The organism is Polaribacter sp. MED152 (assembly GCF_000152945.2).
Classification (GTDB): Bacteria; Bacteroidota; Bacteroidia; order Flavobacteriales; family Flavobacteriaceae; genus Polaribacter.
This window is the reverse complement of record NC_020830.1, coordinates 198187-216132: the sequence shown is the minus strand read 5'-3', so window position 1 is coordinate 216132 and position 17946 is coordinate 198187. Positions and strand designations below refer to the sequence as shown.

General features: G+C 29.6%; 19 protein-coding genes. 13 read left to right on the top strand and 6 right to left on the bottom strand.

The features are described from left to right. The first annotated feature begins 9 nt into the window (after window positions 1-9). A complete protein-coding gene (locus MED152_RS00925; protein WP_015479963.1) occupies window positions 10-921 on the top strand; it encodes an AraC family transcriptional regulator in 912 nt (303 codons plus the stop codon). A 1-nt stretch (window position 922) separates the two neighbouring features. Then, window positions 923-1459 carry a hypothetical protein gene (locus MED152_RS00920; protein WP_015479962.1) on the top strand — a complete coding sequence of 179 codons (537 nt, stop codon included), beginning with the start codon at window positions 923-925 and terminating at the stop codon, window positions 1457-1459. Between the two features lie 29 nt (window positions 1460-1488). Here the strand turns inward: MED152_RS00920 and MED152_RS00915 are convergent, their stop codons facing one another. Next, entirely contained in the window at window positions 1489-1821 is a 333-nt protein-coding gene (locus MED152_RS00915) for a helix-turn-helix domain-containing protein (protein WP_015479961.1), read from the bottom strand. Between the two features lie 286 nt (window positions 1822-2107). Between MED152_RS00915 and MED152_RS00910 the strand changes: the two genes are divergently transcribed. Then, entirely contained in the window at window positions 2108-2578 is a 471-nt protein-coding gene (locus MED152_RS00910; protein ID WP_015479960.1) for a cupin domain-containing protein, read from the top strand. A 37-nt stretch (window positions 2579-2615) separates the two neighbouring features. Then, window positions 2616-3488: an NmrA family NAD(P)-binding protein gene (locus tag MED152_RS00905; protein WP_015479959.1), complete on the top strand. Its 873-nt coding sequence runs from the start codon at window positions 2616-2618 to the stop codon at window positions 3486-3488. A 125-nt stretch (window positions 3489-3613) separates the two neighbouring features. On the opposite strand, the gene MED152_RS00900 is transcribed toward MED152_RS00905, so the two are convergent. From MED152_RS00900 to MED152_RS00890, 3 genes are all read right to left on the bottom strand, one after another. Further along, the gene (locus MED152_RS00900) at window positions 3614-4861 is read right to left on the bottom strand and encodes an aminotransferase class I/II-fold pyridoxal phosphate-dependent enzyme (RefSeq protein WP_015479958.1); all 1248 of its coding nucleotides are present in this window, start codon (window positions 4859-4861) and stop codon (window positions 3614-3616) included. A gap of 86 nt (window positions 4862-4947) precedes the next feature. After that, a complete protein-coding gene (locus tag MED152_RS00895; protein ID WP_015479957.1) occupies window positions 4948-5946 on the bottom strand; it encodes a PLP-dependent cysteine synthase family protein in 999 nt (332 codons plus the stop codon). 66 nt (window positions 5947-6012) lie between these two features. Continuing rightward, window positions 6013-8112, bottom strand: a complete 2100-nt coding sequence (locus MED152_RS00890) for an oligopeptidase B (RefSeq protein ID WP_015479956.1) — start codon at window positions 8110-8112, stop codon at window positions 6013-6015. 121 nt (window positions 8113-8233) lie between these two features. Here MED152_RS00890 and MED152_RS00885 point away from each other — a divergent pair, with 121 nt between their 5' ends. The 4 genes from MED152_RS00885 (at window position 8234) to MED152_RS00870 (ending at window position 11917) form a co-directional block, all read left to right on the top strand. Beyond that, window positions 8234-8557: a YbaB/EbfC family nucleoid-associated protein gene (locus MED152_RS00885; protein ID WP_015479955.1), complete on the top strand. Its 324-nt coding sequence runs from the start codon at window positions 8234-8236 to the stop codon at window positions 8555-8557. Between the two features lie 3 nt (window positions 8558-8560). After that, a complete protein-coding gene (locus tag MED152_RS13460; RefSeq protein WP_015479954.1) occupies window positions 8561-8848 on the top strand; it encodes a DUF2752 domain-containing protein in 288 nt (95 codons plus the stop codon). A gap of 9 nt (window positions 8849-8857) precedes the next feature. Next, a complete protein-coding gene (locus tag MED152_RS00875; protein ID WP_015479953.1) occupies window positions 8858-9175 on the top strand; it encodes a CCC motif membrane protein in 318 nt (105 codons plus the stop codon). Window positions 9176-9307: 132 nt separating this feature from the next. Beyond that, window positions 9308-11917: an AsmA-like C-terminal region-containing protein gene (locus tag MED152_RS00870; protein ID WP_015479952.1), complete on the top strand. Its 2610-nt coding sequence runs from the start codon at window positions 9308-9310 to the stop codon at window positions 11915-11917. A 3-nt stretch (window positions 11918-11920) separates the two neighbouring features. Here MED152_RS00870 and MED152_RS00865 read toward each other — a convergent pair whose 3' ends face one another. Continuing rightward, a complete protein-coding gene (locus MED152_RS00865; RefSeq protein ID WP_015479951.1) occupies window positions 11921-12373 on the bottom strand; it encodes a DUF5362 family protein in 453 nt (150 codons plus the stop codon). 87 nt (window positions 12374-12460) lie between these two features. Then, window positions 12461-13741, bottom strand: a complete 1281-nt coding sequence (gene rocD, locus MED152_RS00860; RefSeq protein ID WP_015479950.1) for an ornithine--oxo-acid transaminase — start codon at window positions 13739-13741, stop codon at window positions 12461-12463. A gap of 182 nt (window positions 13742-13923) precedes the next feature. On the opposite strand from rocD, the gene rlmD reads away from it, so the two are divergent. From rlmD to MED152_RS00835, 5 genes are all read left to right on the top strand, one after another. Beyond that, window positions 13924-15375 carry a 23S rRNA (uracil(1939)-C(5))-methyltransferase RlmD gene (gene rlmD, locus MED152_RS00855; protein WP_015479949.1) on the top strand — a complete coding sequence of 484 codons (1452 nt, stop codon included), beginning with the start codon at window positions 13924-13926 and terminating at the stop codon, window positions 15373-15375. 67 nt (window positions 15376-15442) lie between these two features. After that, window positions 15443-15733: a 4a-hydroxytetrahydrobiopterin dehydratase gene (locus MED152_RS00850; RefSeq protein WP_015479948.1), complete on the top strand. Its 291-nt coding sequence runs from the start codon at window positions 15443-15445 to the stop codon at window positions 15731-15733. 1 nt (window position 15734) lies between these two features. Then, on the top strand, window positions 15735-16190 hold the full coding sequence (locus MED152_RS00845) for a DUF6452 family protein (protein WP_015479947.1): 456 nt from the start codon (window positions 15735-15737) through the stop codon (window positions 16188-16190). Continuing rightward, window positions 16171-16875, top strand: a complete 705-nt coding sequence (locus MED152_RS00840) for a DUF6048 family protein (RefSeq protein WP_015479946.1) — start codon at window positions 16171-16173, stop codon at window positions 16873-16875. Before MED152_RS00845 ends, MED152_RS00840 begins: the two co-directional genes overlap by 20 nt. Before the next feature lie 121 nt (window positions 16876-16996). Next, window positions 16997-17944: an isopenicillin N synthase family oxygenase gene (locus MED152_RS00835; RefSeq protein WP_015479945.1), complete on the top strand. Its 948-nt coding sequence runs from the start codon at window positions 16997-16999 to the stop codon at window positions 17942-17944. Window positions 17945-17946: the final 2 nt, after the last annotated feature.

The window sequence follows — 17946 nt, the reverse complement described above, 5'->3', positions numbered from 1 at the left end:
ATTTGTAGTATGCAACATTTTAAAACTCTATCATCGTTTTTAAGTTATTTAGGATTACCTAAACCTGAACATCCTATGTTAAGTGTATTTAATTCAAAGGAAGATGGGTATTTACCTTGTCCTAGAGAAAGTTCACCTCCAATTACTAATGATTGTTATACCATCAGTTTTAAAAAATATATTGAGGGTGATTTAAATTACGGACGAACCAAATATGATTTTACAAATGGAGTTTTAATACTTATTGCTCCAAGGCAAGTTTTGCAATGGGATAGCAGCGTAGTTTTTGAACAAAAAGGTTTTTCTATTAATTTTCATGAAGACTTTGTAAAAGGTACAGAATTAGCGCAACAAATTAAAAAATACGGCTTCTTTTCTTACACTGTAAATGAGGCTTTACACCTTTCACCTAAAGAAGAAAAGCAATTAGAAAGCATCGTAGAAAACATAGAAATTGAATATCAAAATAATCAAGATGCGTTTAGTAAAGACATTATTATATCGCAATTGAGTACTCTTTTAAAATATGCAAATCGATTTTATGAAAGACAGTTTTTGCACAGAAAAGAAATATCTAATAATTTATTAGAACGATTTAATGCTAATTTAGAAGACTATTTTGCAACAGGTAAATTAGAAAAAAACGGAATTCCAAGTATTGAAAATATTGCTAGTTTAATGTCTGTTTCTAAGCGTTATTTGAGTGATACTCTAAAAAAAGAGACTGGTAAAACTACCACAGAACATTTGCAACTGCATTTAATTAACGAAGCAAAAAATATTTTATTAGAGCCTAATAAAAGTATTGCTGAAGTAGCTTATGAATTGGGTTTTGAGTATCCACCCTATTTTTCTAGATTATTCAAAAAGAAGGAAGGTGTAAGTCCTACAGAATACAGAGAAAAATATAAATTGAATTAAAATGGAATTATTAAAGTTAGCTACAGATTGGGCAAAATCTGAAGTATTTTCAACACGATTTTTCATAATATTTGCGTTGCTATTTTTAATAGCAAGTATCGGTTTTTGGCAGTTGAGTAAAACAGAATTGGCAAAAGCCTATTTTATACCCAGTCTTGTAGCTGGTTTACTTTTAATGACGATTGGCCTTGGTTTATTTTACACAAATAAATCAAGAATATCAGCATTTGAAAAAGCGTTTCACGAAAATGCAACATCTTTTTATCAATCAGAAATGGAACGTACAGAAGCCACTTTAAAGGAATATAAAGTGGTATTTAAGGTAATACCAATTCTTATTATTATAGCTGCTTTGGTTCTTTTATTGGTTCAAACTCCAACTTGGAAAGCCATTAGTATTACAGCAATGGCTATGTTAATTGTAATTCTATTGATAGATGGCACAGCCTATGCTAGAATTGCAGATTATAATAAACAATTAAAATTGATAGATGCTAAAGTAAAGACGGTAAAGAAATCAGTTTTAAGCTATGATTAGTTTTTAATTTCAGTGTCAATTTAAAAAATTTAAGCATACTTTTCTGCCACTAAATCTCCCCAATTGGCAATGGATTGTACTAAAGGAATTAACGTATTACCAAATTCGGTTAGTGAATATTCTACTTTTAGAGGTGGTTTTTTAGTATACACTTTTCTTTTAATAAGGCCATCTTCTTCTAATGCTTTTAACTGTAAACTTAAAGTTCGTTCAGTAACAGTAGGCATTTCTTTTCTTAATTCGTTGTAACGTAGTGTTTTATTCATTAAATGATATAATATCACTGTTTTCCATTTACCTCCAATTAGCCCCATTGTAAGACTTGCGCAGCAAGGATATTCTTTACCTCTAAATTTATGCATATTTAATTGCTAATTATATTGCTATAATGCAAATATAAAACACTATACTTAAATAGGAAACTATATTTTATATAGTGAATTTCAAAGATACAAATACAAGAAATACAGTTAATTAGATAGTAGTTTCTTTTAAAAGTAAACAATATTTATATATTACAGCTAAACTATATTTATTTGTAATGGTATTTTTATTTTTATGACAGCGAGTATAATTACACTGATTTAAAAAGAAATAAATAGCTTTATCAAACTTTTTATTACATTGTAAGACCTTATAATTAAAAATATGAAGTATCTCTATATTATAATACTAAGCTTAATTCCATTTTTCTCAATTGCCCAGCAAACAAATTCTAAATCAATTTCTTATTTAGAAAAAGGTATTAAAGCTCCTAATACTCATCATTTAGGGTCTGCTTGGCTTAATTTTTTGGTTAAAGCTGACCAGGATTTCAATCAAAATATTACAAAAGCAACTTTTAAAGCCAATTCAACTTTAGATTGGCATAAGCATAAAACTAAGCAAATAATTATTGTTGTAGAAGGTAAAGGATATTATCAAGAGAAAGGTAAAAAACCTATTATCATAAAAAAGGGTGATGTGATTGAGTGTAAAAAAGATACAGAACATTGGCATACCTCTTCTAAAAATAAGGATGTTTCTTATTTAGCTATATATGGTGCTGAACCAACTATTTGGACAGATAAAGTAACTCAAGAATACTATGATCAAATTGCAAAACAATTGGAAGATTAAATAACGATTAGCAAACAATAAAAAGTAAAAATCAGCAATGTCTAAAATTTTAATTACTGGTGCTACAGGCAATATTGGCTTTGAGTTAATTGGTTTTTTATCGAAATTAGAATCACCAAAAAATAGTGTTGCTGGAGTTAGAGATATTGATAGAGCCAAAGCAAAATTCCATAAGTATTCAGATTTAGAATACACTCATTTTGATTTCACGAACCCAGAAACCTTTGATAATGCCTTAAATGGAATTGAAAAAGTCTTTTTATTAAGACCACCAAACATTGCCAACGTAGATAAATATTTTAAACCTTTCATTACTAAAATAAAAGAAAATAAAGTAAATAAAATCGTTTTTTTATCTGTGCAAGGAGTTGAAAAAAGTAAAGTAATTCCACACCATAAAATAGAGCAATTAATCATTAATAATAAACTAGACTATGTCTTTATAAGACCAAGCTATTTTATGCAAAACCTAACCACTACTCTACTTCCAGATATTCAAAATAATCGAGAAATTATTTTACCTTCTGGAAATGCAAAGTTCAATTGGGTAGATATTAAAAATATTGCTGAGGCTACTGCTATTTTGCTTAACCAATTTGATCATTATAAAAATCAAATAGTTGAAATTACGGGTTTAGAAAACAAAAGTTTTGAATCGGTTACTAGCATAATTAATAGTATTGTAACACATCCTATTAAATATCGAAATGTTAGTCCCTTTCATTTTTACAGAATCAAAAAACAACAAGGTTTGCCTAGAGGAATGATAATAGTCATGCTATTATTACACTACTTACCTAGGTTTCAGAAAGAACCAAAAATATCAAGTAGTTATAAAAAATTGACGGGTAAAAATCCAACTGATTTAAAAACGTTTGTTGAAAGAGAAAAGGTTCTATTAGATAAATAATTACCAACACTACATTCAAATGAAATGAGGTTTATAATTAGAAAATAATCACTTTAAACCCAAAAAAATAAAATAAAAAAAGCCAAACATGATTGTTTGGCTTTTTTAAAGTATTTCAAAAAAAATTACATCATAGAAGCTGCAATCTTTTTATAAGTTCCATTTTCTAAATTTTCTCTAATTGCAGAAAAAGCAGTAATAGTTTCATCAATATCTTCTTGAGTATGTGTAGCTGTTGGTATTAATCTTAAAATAATTAATCCTTTAGGTATTACTGGGTAAACTACTATTGAACAAAAGATTCCATGATTTTCACGTAAATCATTAACCATAGCCATTGCTTCTGGAATATCACCTTTTAAAAATACAGGTGTAATACAAGTTTGCGTAGTTCCTAAATCGAAACCAGCATTTCTTAAACCAGATTGTAAAGCATTTGTGTTTTCCCACAATTTCTCTTTTAATTCTGGCATTGTACGCATCATATCTAAACGCTTTAATGCACCTTTAACCATTGCCATTGGTAATGATTTTGCAAACATTTGAGATCGTAAATTGTATTGTAAAAACTGAATTACATCTTTATCTCCTGCTAAGAATGCTCCAATACCTGCCATAGATTTTGCAAATGTTGCAAAATATACATCTATTTCATCTTGTACACCTTGCTCAAAACCAGTTCCTTTTCCACCTTCACCAAGTGTTCCAAAACCATGAGCATCATCTACTAATAATCTAAAATTATAGTCCTTTTTAAAAGCTACAATTTCTTTTAAACGTCCTTGCTCACCTCTCATTCCAAAAACACCTTCAGAAATAACTAAAATTCCTCCACCTGTTTTTTCTGCCATTTTTGCAGCACGCTTAATGTTTTTCTCAAAACTCTCCATATCATTATGACGATATACAAAACGCTTACCTGCATGTAAACGAACACCATCAATAATACAAGCATGAGTATCTATATCATAAACTATAATATCGTTTTTAGAAACTAATGCATCAATTGCAGACATGATACCTTGATAACCAAAGTTTAATAAATATGCTTTTTCTTTTTCTACAAAAGCAGCACATTCTTCTTCTAATTGTTCATGTAAAGGTGTATGACCAGACATCATTCTTGCGCCCATAGGATAAGCCATTCCATGCTCTAAAGCAGCCTCACCATCAACTTTTAGTACTTCTGGATGATTTGCTAAACCCAAATAATCGTTAATACTCCAAGTAACTACTTTTTTACCATTAAAAGACATTCTATTAGAAATAGGACCTTCTAACTTAGGAAAAACATAATAACCTTCTGCTTGATCTGCCCATTTTCCTAAAGGACCTTTGTCTTTTTTAATTCTATCGAATAAATCTGTCGTCATTTTATCTACTATTTTTTCAAGTTTGCAAAGTTAGCAAAAAAATAGAGTTAAAGCAATTAGTGAAGTTTTGAACAAATTTTATTCAATTATTCTAAAAAACCTTGGTTTTTCATCCAATCTGCGTTGTAAATCTTATTCATGTATCTAGAACCATGATCAGGAAATATTAACACCACAAAACCATCTTCTGTAAAATAATCTTGCGCATTATATTGTTTTGCTGCCTGTAAAACAGCACCACAAGTATATCCGCAAAAAATACCTTCTTGTTGTACAATCTCTCTTGCAGCAAAAGCGGCTTCTTTGTCTGTTACTTTTTCGTAAATATCAATTACATCAAAATTGGTAGCAGTAGGAATTAAATTTTTACCTAAACCTTCAATTTTATAAGGTGATACCTCATTTAAATCTAATTCGCCTGTTTCATGATACTTTTTTAGAACAGAACCTACAGCATCTACTCCTAAAATTTTAATATTTGGGTTTTGCTCTTTTAAATATTGGCCTGTTCCAGAAATAGTACCTCCTGTACCACTTGCTACAACTAAATGTGTAATTTTACCTTCTGTCTGTTTCCAGATTTCTGGCCCAGTAGTTTTGTAATGAGCTTCGCTATTTAATTCATTAAAATATTGATTGATATAAACAGAATTCGGCGTTTCTAAATGAATTCTTTTTGCAACTTCGTAGTAAGATCTTGGGTCATCTGCAGGCACGTTTGCAGGACAAACATGCACCTCTGCTCCCATTGTTTTTAACAAATCGATTTTATCTTGTGATGATTTATCTGAGACAGCCAAAATACATTTATACCCTTTAACCAAACCAATCATAGCCAAACTATAACCTGTGTTACCTGAAGTAGTTTCTACTATAGTTGCACCTTTGGTTAAAATACCTTTCTTCTCTGCATTTTCTACAATGTGTAAGGCAATTCTATCCTTTTGAGATAAACCTGGATTAAAAGCTTCTAATTTTGCGAAATAAGATCCTTTTAAATCTTTGGTAACTCTATGCAATTTTACAAGTGGAGTTTGCCCAACTAAATCTAAAATAGAATCTTTTATGCCTTGATTTCTTGTCATTCTTGTCATTTCAATCGAGTGCAAAAGTACATTTCCTATTTGAATTACAAAAAATGCACGAACTTTTTAATTTTCGAGCTTATTTTCTAGCGCTAAAATAAATGTGTAATCTTTGGCTGTTTCTTTTAAAGCTTCAAAACGACCTGATGCTCCTCCATGACCAGTTTCCATATTTGTATCTAAAAATAAAAGATTATTATCTGTTTTTAACTCTCTTAATTTTGCAACCCATTTTGCTGGCTCCCAATATTGAACTTGAGAATCGTGAAAACCTGTGGTAACCAACATATGAGGATATTCTTTAGCTTCAACATTATCATAAGGTGAATAAGATTTTATGTAATCATAAAACTCTTTTTCATTCGGATTTCCCCATTCATCATACTCGCCAGTCGTTAAAGGTATACTATCATCTAACATTGTAGAAACAACATCTACAAATGGCACAGCAGCAATAATTCCGTTATAAATTTCTGGCTTCATATTTACAATTGCACCCATTAACAGACCACCAGCAGAACCACCCATTGCATATAAATGCTTGGCTGAAGTATATTTATGATCAATTAAAAATTGAGAGCAATCTATAAAATCATAAAAAGTATTTTTCTTATTTAGCATTTTACCATCATCATACCAATCTCTTCCTAAATATTCACTTCCTCTAATATGTGCTAATGCATACACAAAACCTCTATCTAATAAGCTTAATCGAGTTGTAGAAAAACTATCTGGAATTGTATAACCATAAGAACCATAAGCATACTGTAACAAAGGTGTATTTTCGTTTAACTTGGTATCTTTATGATATACTAAAGAAATGGCCACTTTTTTTCCATCTCTTGCAGTTGCCCAAACTCGCTCACTTCTATATTTTTTTTGTTTAAACTTACCTCCTAAAACCTCTTGTTGCTTTTTAATTTCTTTGGCTTTAGTTGCCATATTAAAGTCGATAACAGAACTTGGAGTAGTAAATGAATTGTAAGAATACCTTATAATTTCTGTATCAAATTCAGGATTCCCATACACACCTGCAGAATAGGTTTCCTCATCAAAAGGCAAGTAATAATCTACTGAGTTGTCCCAACGTTTAATGCGTATTTTATTTAAACCATTAGTTCTTTCTTCAAGCACTAAATAATCACTATAAATAGAGAAATCTTCTAATAATGTTTCTTTTCTATGAGGAATTACATCAACCCAATACTCAACAGTTGTTTGATGAACAGGCGTTTTCATCAACTTGAAATTGGTAGCATCATCTTTATTAGTTAAAAAGTAAAAATGATCTTTGTAATGAGATACATTATACTCTAAATTCTTTATTCTTGGCTGTACTATAGTAAATTCTCCTGTTGGATTATCTGCATCCAAATATCTTGACTCTGTAGTCATTGTTGCAAAAGAACTTATGATGATAAATTTCTTAGACTTAGACTTGGTTACATACGTTCCAAACGTGTCATCTTTTTCATGATACACCTCAACATCTTCTGAAGTTGGTGTGCCTAAAACATGTCTGAAAATTTTTTCACTTCTTAACGTAACCGGATTTTTCTTTGTATAAAAAATGGTTTTGTTATCATTTGCCCAAACAGAACCACCAGTAGTATTTTCTATAATATCATCGTAAATTTGGCCAGTTTCTAAATTTTTAACTCTTAAAAAATACTGTCTTCTACTTACAGTGTCTGTAGCAAAAACTGCCAACTTATTATTTGGAGAAACGTTTAAACCTCCCAACTGGAAATATTCAAAACCTTCAGCCATTTGGTTAACATCAAAAATTATTTCTTCTTGAGCTTCTAGGCTACCTTTTTTTCTACTGTAAATAGGATATTGTTTACCTACTTCATACCTTGTATTATAAAAATAACCATTGTTTTTATAGGGAACAGATGAATCATCTTCTTTAATTCTACCTTTCATTTCTTGAAATAAATTTTCTTGAAAATCTTTGGTATAACTTGTAACCTCTTTATAATAGGCATTCTCTTCCTCTAAATAACTAGTTACTTTCTGAGTTTGTTCATCTTTTATAGGAGCTAATTTCTGTTCATCTGACAAACGCATCCAAAAATAGTTATCTACTCTAACATCTCCATGTTTCTCTAATTTTGTAGGCTTTTTCTCTGCAATAGGATGTTTAGCATTGTTGCTGTTCATTTCTAGTAATTTTTTGGCGAAAGCAAAAATAAGACTTAATTATATGCCTTTTAAAGATTTTCGTTTGATTTTAATTCGAATCGATTTATTAAATTTGCTTTCAAATCAATAAAACGAAAAAATGTTTGGAGATATTACAGGAATGATGGGCAAATTAAAAGAGGCTCAACAAAAAGTAGAGGAAACAAAAAAAAGACTAGATACTGTTTTGGTTGATGAAAATTCGGCCGACAACAAAATTAAAGTAACACTTACCGCAAATAGAACTATAAAGTCTATTTCTATAGATGATTCTTTGCTAAATGATGCAGAAGAGTTAGAAGATTATTTAATTATCACTTTAAATAAAGCTATAGAAAGAGCTTCTACAATTAATGAAAACGAAATGGCTATAGCAGCTAAAAGTGGTATGCCTAATATTCCAGGAATGGATATGTTTAAATAAAAGATGTTTCAGGATTTAGAAAGTTACATGTTGCCTTGCTTTAGCAAAACATTTTTAGATATAGAATGTTTGGGCTGTGGTTTGCAACGTTCTTTTCTATTATTTTTAAATGGTAACTTTTTTGATGCTTTTAAAATGTATCCTGCAATTTTTACACTTATTTTACTAATTAGTTTTGCAATTTTTAATTTTTTTAAAAAGATAAAAAATGCTAATAAAATTATTGGTAGATTAGCGTACATAAACTTAACAATTATCATTATCAACTATCTAATTAAAATTAGTATTTAAAAAATTTACATGAAAAAACTAAACACTACCTTAATTTATGTTTTATCTTCTATCAGTTTAGTATGCTGTATATGTTTGGGTTTAGGTATTTTATTAGCCTTACCTTCTTACCTTATAGCCAATAAAAAATTAAAAGAGGCTGAGTTAAATCCAGAAGAATATGAAGCAGATGACATACAAGCTATGAGCAAAGCAAAAACTTTTGCATTAATTGCTTTAGGTATTAACGGAGTTTACTTCTTATACAGCTTATATGGTTTAGCTACTACAGATTGGGATACCTTTATGTTAGAATTCGAAGAAAAAATGCAACAATATCAGCAATAGAAATTATTGTTTTTTACAATGCAATCCAGCTTTTTAATAAAGCTGGATTTTTTGTTTTGAGTTATATTTAACATGATATGAACAAATCTCATAGCAACATTAAAGTAACTTTGTACTACTTAAACAAAATCAATGGCAGCTAAGAAAACATCTACAGGAAAAAAAGTTTTAAAATGGGGTTCAATATCTATTTTAACAGTATTAATTATACTATTTACAGCTCCTTTTATTTTTAAAGGCAAAATAGAAAAAATGGTTACCAATGCTATTAACAAAAATATTAATGCTACTGTTTCTTTTACTGAAACAGATTTAAGTTTTTTTACCAATTTCCCTTTAGCTAGTTTGAGTGTAAAAGAAATTGCAGTGATTAATAAAGCTCCTTTTCTAGGTGATACTTTATATGCTGCAAATGAACTGAATTTAAGTATGAAAATTACTGAATTATTTAAGGGTGCAGATGAGGCTTTAAAATTACAAAGTATAAGTACCAAAGACGGTTTTATTAATATTTACATCAACAAAGAGAATAACAACAATTATGACATTGCTATTCAAAGCAATGTAGAAGAAGATACAGCACAAAATGCTATAGCTTTAGATATAGAAGACTATGCTTTAGAGAACATGACATTTAATTATGTTGATGAAATTTCAGATATAAAATTAAGGGTATCAGAGATAAATCATTCAGGACAAGGAAATTTTGCACAAGACATTTTAGATTTAGACACAGAAACTACAGCATTACTAAGTTTAGATTATAATAAGGTAAATTATTTATCAGATGTAAATATTACCTTAGATGCCATAATTGGTATAGATTTAAAAAACACAAAATATACTTTTAAAGAAAATAAAGGTTTCATAAATCAGTTGCCTTTAGAGTTCGATGGTTTTATTCAGTTAATTGATGAAAATCAACTTTATGATTTACAGTTTAAAACACCAACTTCAGACTTCAAAAATTTAATTGCGCTTTTACCTCAACAATATTCAGGTAATTTAGCTAGCATAAAAACAGAAGGTAATTTTGATTTAAATGGAGTTGTAAAAGGAACGTTGTCTGATGAAACCATACCAACTTTCAATATTTTATTTTCATCTAAAAATGCAATGTTCAAATACAAAGATTTACCAAAAGCTGTAAATCAAATTAACATCGATGCTAAAATCATGAACAGCACTGGTTTGGCTAATGATAGCTATGTAGATGTCAACAAACTAACCTTTAAAATTGATGATGATACTTTTGCTGCAAATGGTAATATTGCTAATTTAACTACAAACCCAACTGTTAACTTAAATGCAAAAGGAACTGTGAATCTTGCCAAATTAAGTCAAGTTTATCCTGTACAGTTAGAGCAAGAATTAGCAGGAATTGTGAATGCAAATGTAGCTACCAGTTTTGATATGAATTCTATTGAAAAAGGGATCTACAAGAATATTAAAAATTCGGGTGCTATCATTGTAAGTGATTTTAAATATGATGCTGCAGATGTTGCAAACCCTTTTTTAATCAGTAAAACCGCTTTAAATTTTAACACGAATACAATTCAACTTAATGAATTTAAAGCAAAAACAGGTAGTTCAGATGTAAACATCAGCGGAAGTTTAAATAATTTCTATGGCTTTTTGTTTAATGATGAAGTTTTAAAAGGTAATTTTAATTTAAGTTCGAATAATTTTAAAGTTGCCGATTTTTTATCTAAGCCAACTACAACTGAACAAAATTCAAAATCAACAAATTCATCTACACTTAAAATTCCTGCTTTTTCAGATTGTAAGTTTATTGCAAGTGCCAATAGTGTAACTTATGATAATATCAATTTAAAAAATGTTTCAGGTATCATCTATGTAAAAGACGAAACTATTAATTTACAAAACCTAAATTCTGACGTTTTTGGCGGAAAAATTGGTTTTAATGGTAATGTTTCTACCAAAAACAATGCCTCTACCTTTAAGGTTGATTTAGATTTAAAAGAATTAAATATTAAAGAGTCTTTCTCTAGTTTAGAAATGTTAGAATCTATTGCTCCAATTGCAAATACTATTGGTGGTAAAATGAATTCGAAAGTTAATGTATCTGGAGTGTTAGATGAAAATATGGCACCTAGTTTAAAAACGATTACAGGTAATTTATTTGGTAAATTAATAAATCCGAAGCTTACTGCAGAAAACTCAAAACTACTGCAAGTACTAAGTAATAATGTATCTTTCTTAGATGCAGAACGTTTAGATTTAGATGGTATAAATGCCTATTTCTCTTTTGATAATGGTGTGGTAAACATAAAACCAATTCCCTTAAAATATAAAGATGTAGGTATTGAAATTTCTGGTAATCATACTTTCGAAAACAGCATTGATTATAACGTAAACTTTGATGTACCTGTAAAATATTTGGGTTCTGATGTAACTAGTATTATTGCAAAATTGAATCCTAAAGATGCTGCAGAAATTAAAAGTATTCCTGTAAAAGCTACAATTACAGGTAATTTTACTAGTCCGAATTTTTCTACAAATTTAAAAACTGCCACTTCTAATTTGGTAAAAGAGTTGGTAGAAAAACAAAAACAGAGTTTATTAAATCAAGGTAAAGATAAATTGAAAGATTTATTAAACACTAATTCAGATAATACAGACTCAACCAAAACTACTGACAAAGACGATACAAAAGATAAAATTAAAAATACCTTAAAAAACTTATTCAATAGAAAAAGGGATACAACTAAAAGTAATTAGATATTAAATTGCAAAAGCGCCTAAAGCTACTGCAATTACACTTAGTATATTCAGTGATATGACAATGATAAATAGCACTCCTATGTACTTATAATGGGACTTTAACATCTCAAAAGCATTGGCTAAAACTTCATCGTTTTTACTTGCTAATGCTTTTTTCAGTTTATTAGAAAACTGAAATAAATAGTATACAGGAAAAATATACAATAATGCCATTACCAAATAAAAGATACCCATTGCTAAGCCCATATCAAAAGGTAATTGAGCTTGAGTTGCCTCAGGCATTGCATCTAAGGCAAAAAAGGAAACTAAACCAACTATTAACATAAACGCAATACCTATAATTCCTAATATTGCTATAAAGAAAGCCCAACCTGCAGTTTCCTTTAAAAATCGTTTAGCATCAGAAGTTAAAACTAATTGTTCTAATTGGGTAATTGGGTTGTGTGCTTTCATGAAAATAAATTTAGTTTCTAACAAAAATAAAAAAAAGCCATGATTTAAAAATTTAAAATCATGGCTTTATAAAGAAATAACTATTCTCTATTTCTCAAATTCAGAAATAGTAGTTTTTATAATTTGTATGCATTCTCTTAATTGCTCTTCATTCATTACCAAAGGTGGAGCAAAACGAATAATATTGCCATGAGTTGGCTTGGCTAATAAACCATTATCTCTTAGTTTAATACAAATATCCCAAGCAGTAGAGCTATCTTCTGTATCGTTTATTAAAATAGCATTTAACAAACCTTTACCTCTAACTGATTTTACCAAATCGTTTTCTTTACAAAACTCAGTTAATTCTGCTCTAAAAATATTCCCTAATTTATCAGCATTAATTGCTAATCTTTCATCAGCAACTACCTCTAATGCAGCCATTGCTACAGCAGCAGCAATAGGATTACCACCAAATGTAGAACCATGATTTCCAGGTCTAATTACATTCATTATAGCATCGTCTGCCAAAACAGCAGAAACAGGATAGGCACCACCACTTAATGCTTTACCTAATATTAAGATATCTGGTTTTACTTCTGGTGTTCCAGAACAGTTTTTATCTTCACAAGTACAATTACCACAAGTTGCTAATAACCTACCAGTTCTTGCAATACCTGTTTGTACTTCATCTGCAATGAACAATACATTATGATCTTCACACATTTTTTTAGCTGCTGCCAAATAACCTTCAGATGGTACATATACACCAGCTTCACCTTGAATAGGTTCTACCAAAAATGCTGCTATGTTATTACTACTTTCAAGGGCTTCTTGCAATTCTTGAAGATTGTCATATTCAATTTTTAAAAATCCTTTAGTGTAAGGACCAAAGTTTTTTCTTGCAACAGGATCATTAGAAAAAGAAATTATAGTAGTTGTTCTACCATGAAAATTATTTTCGCAGACAATAATTTCTGCTTTATTTTCATCAATTCCTTTTACTTCATACGCCCATTTTCTTGCAATTTTTAAAGCTGTTTCTACAGCTTCTGCACCAGTATTCATTGGTAACAATTTATCGAAACCAAAATATTCTGAGGCAAATTTTTCATATCTACCAAGCATATCATTATAAAATGCTCTAGATGTTAAGCTTAATGTTTTGGCTTGATTGGTCATTGCATCTACAATTTTAGGATGACAATGCCCTTGGTTTACTGCAGAATATGCAGAAAGAAAATCGTAATACTTTTTACCTTCTACATCCCAAACATGTACCCCTTCTCCTCTACTTAAAACTACAGGTAGTGGATGATAATTATGAGCACCATATTTGTTTTCTAATTCAATCGCTTGTTGCGATGTTAACTTGTCTAAAACAGCCATTTTAATTTATTTAAATGTTTATACTAAAAACATTCCTGTTCTACCTTTATCCTTCTGAAGTCTAAATAATTTTGACCAGAAATTCAGCGTGGGAAAGAAATCATCCTCGAAGAAAAACAAAAATAAGAAATTAATCTAAATAGTGTTCAATTTTCCTAATTTTGCAATCCAAATAATTTAGAATGCCAAGAAGAGAACGAAACAAATTTGTAAAGAGAAATCAGGTTTTAGAGCTTAAAATTGAAGATTATGCTTTTGGAGGAAAAGGAATAGCAAGAATTCATTCTGAAGAAGGTAGTTTTGTTGTTTTCGTGCCAAATACATTGCCTGGGCAATTAGTAAAAGCACAGATTAAAAAATCGAGCAAAAAATATGCTGAAGCCAAATTAATTGATGTTTTAGTTCCTTCTGAAAATGAGGTAGAAGTACCTTTTCAAGACATACCTGGAGCACCTTACATTCAATTGCCTATTGAATTACAACATCAGTATAAAAAAGAAAGTACATTATCTCTTTTTAAAAGAATTGGTAAAGTCGAAAACATCGAAGATTTATTTGATGAATTTATAACATCACCAAACGTATTTCATTACAGAAATAAAATGGAATATGGTTTTTCTGCAATTGGTTATGATAGAGTTGCAAAAAGAGATAAAGATGAGTTTACTCTTGGTTTTAAAAGACGTGGAGTTTGGTGGATGGGAGATAATCTAGAAAAAGATTCTGGTTTATTTGATAAAGAATTTGAAGACCATTTAAAAACCATACGTAAATATTGTTTTGATACTGGTTTAGCTCCTTGGCATGGGCCAAGAAAAGATGGTTTTTTTAGGTATTTCGTAGTTAGAAAATCATTCAAAACCAATAAACTGTTATTCAATTTAGTAACTACTTCTTATGATTTACCAAAATTCGATCTGAATAAATTTGCTAGCTTTTTAGTGGATCTTTTTGGAGATAGAGTGGCTGGTTTGTTACATACTATTAACGATGAAGTTGGTGATAGAACCATTGCAACATCTGGAAGTATAGAATTGGTATTTGGTAAAGATAAAATCGTTGAGGAACTTTTAGGCCTTAATTTTGAAATTAGCATGAAAAGCTTTTTTCAAACCAATCCAAAATCCGCAGAAAAACTATACTCTAAAGTAGTAGATTACGTTTTAGAGGATAAATCTAAAGTAGACAACACAGTTGTTATGGATTTATTTTGTGGTACAGGTACAATTGGTCAAATAGTAGCTTCTAAAAGTGAAAATGCTAAAATTGTTGGGGTTGATATTGTTGCTTCTGCAATTGAAGATGCTAAAGAAAATGCAAAAAGAAATAATATAGAAGGTTTAAAATTTTATGCTGCAGATGTTGGTAAGTTTTTAACTCAACATCCTGAATATCAAGATAAAATTAAAACAATTATTTTAGATCCTGCAAGAGCTGGAATTATGCCAAAAACTTTGCAAAAAATTATAAATTTAAATGCTGACAGAATGGTTTATGTATCTTGCAACCCAGCAACACAAGCAAGAGACACAGAATTGTTAAGAGAGGCTGGCTATGAAATTAAAAAAATTAGCTTGGTAGATCAATTTCCTCATACTGCACATATAGAAACTGTAGTTTTGTTTGATAGATAGAATTACTTGATTTGTTTAACAGTTATTTACATAAAATCATTTTATTTTAGCAATTAAAAATAACATCATGATAAAACTTACTGAAAAAGAAATTTACTCAAGATTAGAAAACTATCCAGATTGGGAATTTTACGAAGACGCTTTGCATACCGATTTTGAATTTGAAAACTTTAAAGACTGTATGTCTGCCATGAATAGAATTGCATTTGAATGTGAAGCGTTAAATCATCATCCAGAATGGTCTAATGTTTACAATACTTTAGATATTACTTTAACTACTCATGATGCTGATGGTGTTACTGAATTAGATTTTAAATTGTTAGAAGCCATCAACAAAATTGTAGAAGTAGAAGAATAATATGAGAAAAACATTTGTTTTTTTAAGCTTAATAATTTTTACATTTCTGAGTTGCGAAAAAGATGATTTTTGTACTCAGAACCCTGTAACACCTAAACTAATTTTACGTTTTTATGACGATACCAATAGAGAATCTGTAAAAACAGTAGATAATTTATATGTTTGGGCAGAAGGTAAAGACAGTCTATTTATAAACGCTAGTTTAGACTCACTTTTTATACCTTTAAATTCAGCAGCTACAGAAACAGTGTATAATTTTTCTAAAAATAACGTTGTAAATCAGTTTACGATTCAATATACCACAGAAAACGATTTTGTATCAAGATCTTGTGGCTTTAAAGTAATTTTTAATGATGTTAATTTTACATCAGACAATACTTGGATAACCGATTTTGAACCAAGCAATTTAACCACTATAGAAAACCAAAATGAAGCTCATGTACAAATATATCATTAGCCTATTTCTATTTTTCGTTTTTGTAAGTGGTTTTGCCCAAGAAACGGAACCCTTACAAACTGACTTAGAGAAAGACTCTATTACTTACAAAACTGCGTACGGTTTACGTTTGGGTTTAGATATTAGCAAACCTATTAAATCTGCTGTAGACGGTTTTTATAACTCAGGTTTAGAATTTGTAGGAGATTACAGAATTTCTAAACGATTTTACATTGCTGCAGAACTTGGTTATGAAGATGAAACTAACCAAGAAGATTACAGCAACTCTAGAGCAAAAGGTAGTTATATGCGTTTAGGATTTAATTACAACGCTTACGAAAATTGGTTAGATATGAATAACGAAATTTTTGTAGGATTTAGATATGGCTTTAGTTTATTTGAACAAACTCTAAATAGTTATACACCTAATATTAGCAATGAATATTTTCCTGCAAACACTTTTACACCCAACACAACTGCAGATTTAAATGCTCACTGGTCTGAATTTATGGTAGGTGCAAAAGTAGAAACCTTTAACAATTTATTTGTTGGTTTTAGCCTTAGCTATAAAATTATGATAAGTGTAAAAGAGCAAGAAGGTTTTAAAACTTTATATGCACCAGGGTTTAATAGAATCTTTGATAGTGGAACTGGCTTCGGATTTAACTATACTATTAGCTATTTAATTCCGTTTTCAAAAAAATAATTTCCATTTTAGAAAGTAAACATCACAAATAATACGTTCAAAATTGTTATGGTTGCATTCGTGCATACTTATTAACTTTTTTTGTAACTTTAAAATCTCTTTTTAGTAAAAATTAAATAGAATGAATAAAATACCAAGCGTTAATTTAGCCGATTTTTTATCTGATGATGAATCACGCAAGCAAAAATTTATTGATGAAATTGGTCATGCATATGAAAATATAGGTTTTGTAGCTCTCAAAGGTCATTTTTTAGATGATAATTTAGTAGACAATCTTTATAAAGAAATTAAAAACTTTTTCAATTTACCTACAGAGGTTAAGGAAAAATACGAAATTCCAGGAATTGGTGGTCAGAGAGGTTATGTATCTTTTGGTAAAGAATCTGCAAAAGGTAAAAAAGAAGGCGATTTAAAAGAGTTTTGGCATTTTGGTCAGTATGTAGATAAAGACTCTAAATACGCCAATGAATATCCAGAAAATGTAATTGTAGAAGAGTTAGAAAACTTTAATAAAATTGGTAAAGAAACTTATCAAATGTTAGAGAAAACTGCAAAGTACGTGTTAAGATCTTTAGCTTTACACTTAGGTTTAGAAGAAACGTATTTTGACAATTACATAAAAAATGGTAATAGTATTTTAAGACCAATTCATTATCCACCCATAGAAACTGAACCAAAAGGAGCTGAAAGAGCTGCTGCACATGGAGATATTAATTTAATTACACTTTTAATGGGTGCACAAGGTAAAGGCTTACAAGTGCAAAATCATGAAGGTGAATGGATAGACGCAATGGCTGAACCAGATGAATTGATGATAAATGTTGGTGACATGCTATCTAGACATAGTAATAATAAATTAAAATCAACAATTCATAGAGTAACAAATCCTCCAAAAGAATTATGGGGTACTTCACGTTATTCAATTCCATTTTTTATGCACCCTGTTTCAGATATGAAATTAGATGTTTTAGAAAATTGCATAGATGAAGATAATCCTAAAAAATTCGAAGATATTACAGCTGGTGAGTTTTTAGATGAGCGTTTAAAAGAATTAGGACTTAAAAAATAAAT

Excerpts from the sequence above, each read along its gene's own strand:
- MED152_RS00925 (WP_015479963.1), top strand. The coding sequence starts at position 10 with ATGCAACATTTTAAAACTCTATCATCGTTTTTAAGTTATTTAGGATTA.
- MED152_RS00920 (WP_015479962.1), top strand. The coding sequence starts at position 923 with ATGGAATTATTAAAGTTAGCTACAGATTGGGCAAAATCTGAAGTATTT.
- MED152_RS00915 (WP_015479961.1), bottom strand. The coding sequence starts at position 1,821 with ATGCATAAATTTAGAGGTAAAGAATATCCTTGCTGCGCAAGTCTTACA.
- MED152_RS00910 (WP_015479960.1), top strand. The coding sequence starts at position 2,108 with ATGAAGTATCTCTATATTATAATACTAAGCTTAATTCCATTTTTCTCA.
- MED152_RS00905 (WP_015479959.1), top strand. The coding sequence starts at position 2,616 with ATGTCTAAAATTTTAATTACTGGTGCTACAGGCAATATTGGCTTTGAG.
- MED152_RS00900 (WP_015479958.1), bottom strand. The coding sequence starts at position 4,861 with ATGACGACAGATTTATTCGATAGAATTAAAAAAGACAAAGGTCCTTTA.
- MED152_RS00895 (WP_015479957.1), bottom strand. The coding sequence starts at position 5,946 with ATGACAAGAAATCAAGGCATAAAAGATTCTATTTTAGATTTAGTTGGG.
- MED152_RS00890 (WP_015479956.1), bottom strand. The coding sequence starts at position 8,112 with ATGAACAGCAACAATGCTAAACATCCTATTGCAGAGAAAAAGCCTACA.
- MED152_RS00885 (WP_015479955.1), top strand. The coding sequence starts at position 8,234 with ATGTTTGGAGATATTACAGGAATGATGGGCAAATTAAAAGAGGCTCAA.
- MED152_RS13460 (WP_015479954.1), top strand. The coding sequence starts at position 8,561 with ATGTTTCAGGATTTAGAAAGTTACATGTTGCCTTGCTTTAGCAAAACA.
- MED152_RS00875 (WP_015479953.1), top strand. The coding sequence starts at position 8,858 with ATGAAAAAACTAAACACTACCTTAATTTATGTTTTATCTTCTATCAGT.
- MED152_RS00870 (WP_015479952.1), top strand. The coding sequence starts at position 9,308 with ATGGCAGCTAAGAAAACATCTACAGGAAAAAAAGTTTTAAAATGGGGT.
- MED152_RS00865 (WP_015479951.1), bottom strand. The coding sequence starts at position 12,373 with ATGAAAGCACACAACCCAATTACCCAATTAGAACAATTAGTTTTAACT.
- rocD (WP_015479950.1), bottom strand. The coding sequence starts at position 13,741 with ATGGCTGTTTTAGACAAGTTAACATCGCAACAAGCGATTGAATTAGAA.
- rlmD (WP_015479949.1), top strand. The coding sequence starts at position 13,924 with ATGCCAAGAAGAGAACGAAACAAATTTGTAAAGAGAAATCAGGTTTTA.
- MED152_RS00850 (WP_015479948.1), top strand. The coding sequence starts at position 15,443 with ATGATAAAACTTACTGAAAAAGAAATTTACTCAAGATTAGAAAACTAT.
- MED152_RS00845 (WP_015479947.1), top strand. The coding sequence starts at position 15,735 with ATGAGAAAAACATTTGTTTTTTTAAGCTTAATAATTTTTACATTTCTG.
- MED152_RS00840 (WP_015479946.1), top strand. The coding sequence starts at position 16,171 with ATGTACAAATATATCATTAGCCTATTTCTATTTTTCGTTTTTGTAAGT.
- MED152_RS00835 (WP_015479945.1), top strand. The coding sequence starts at position 16,997 with ATGAATAAAATACCAAGCGTTAATTTAGCCGATTTTTTATCTGATGAT.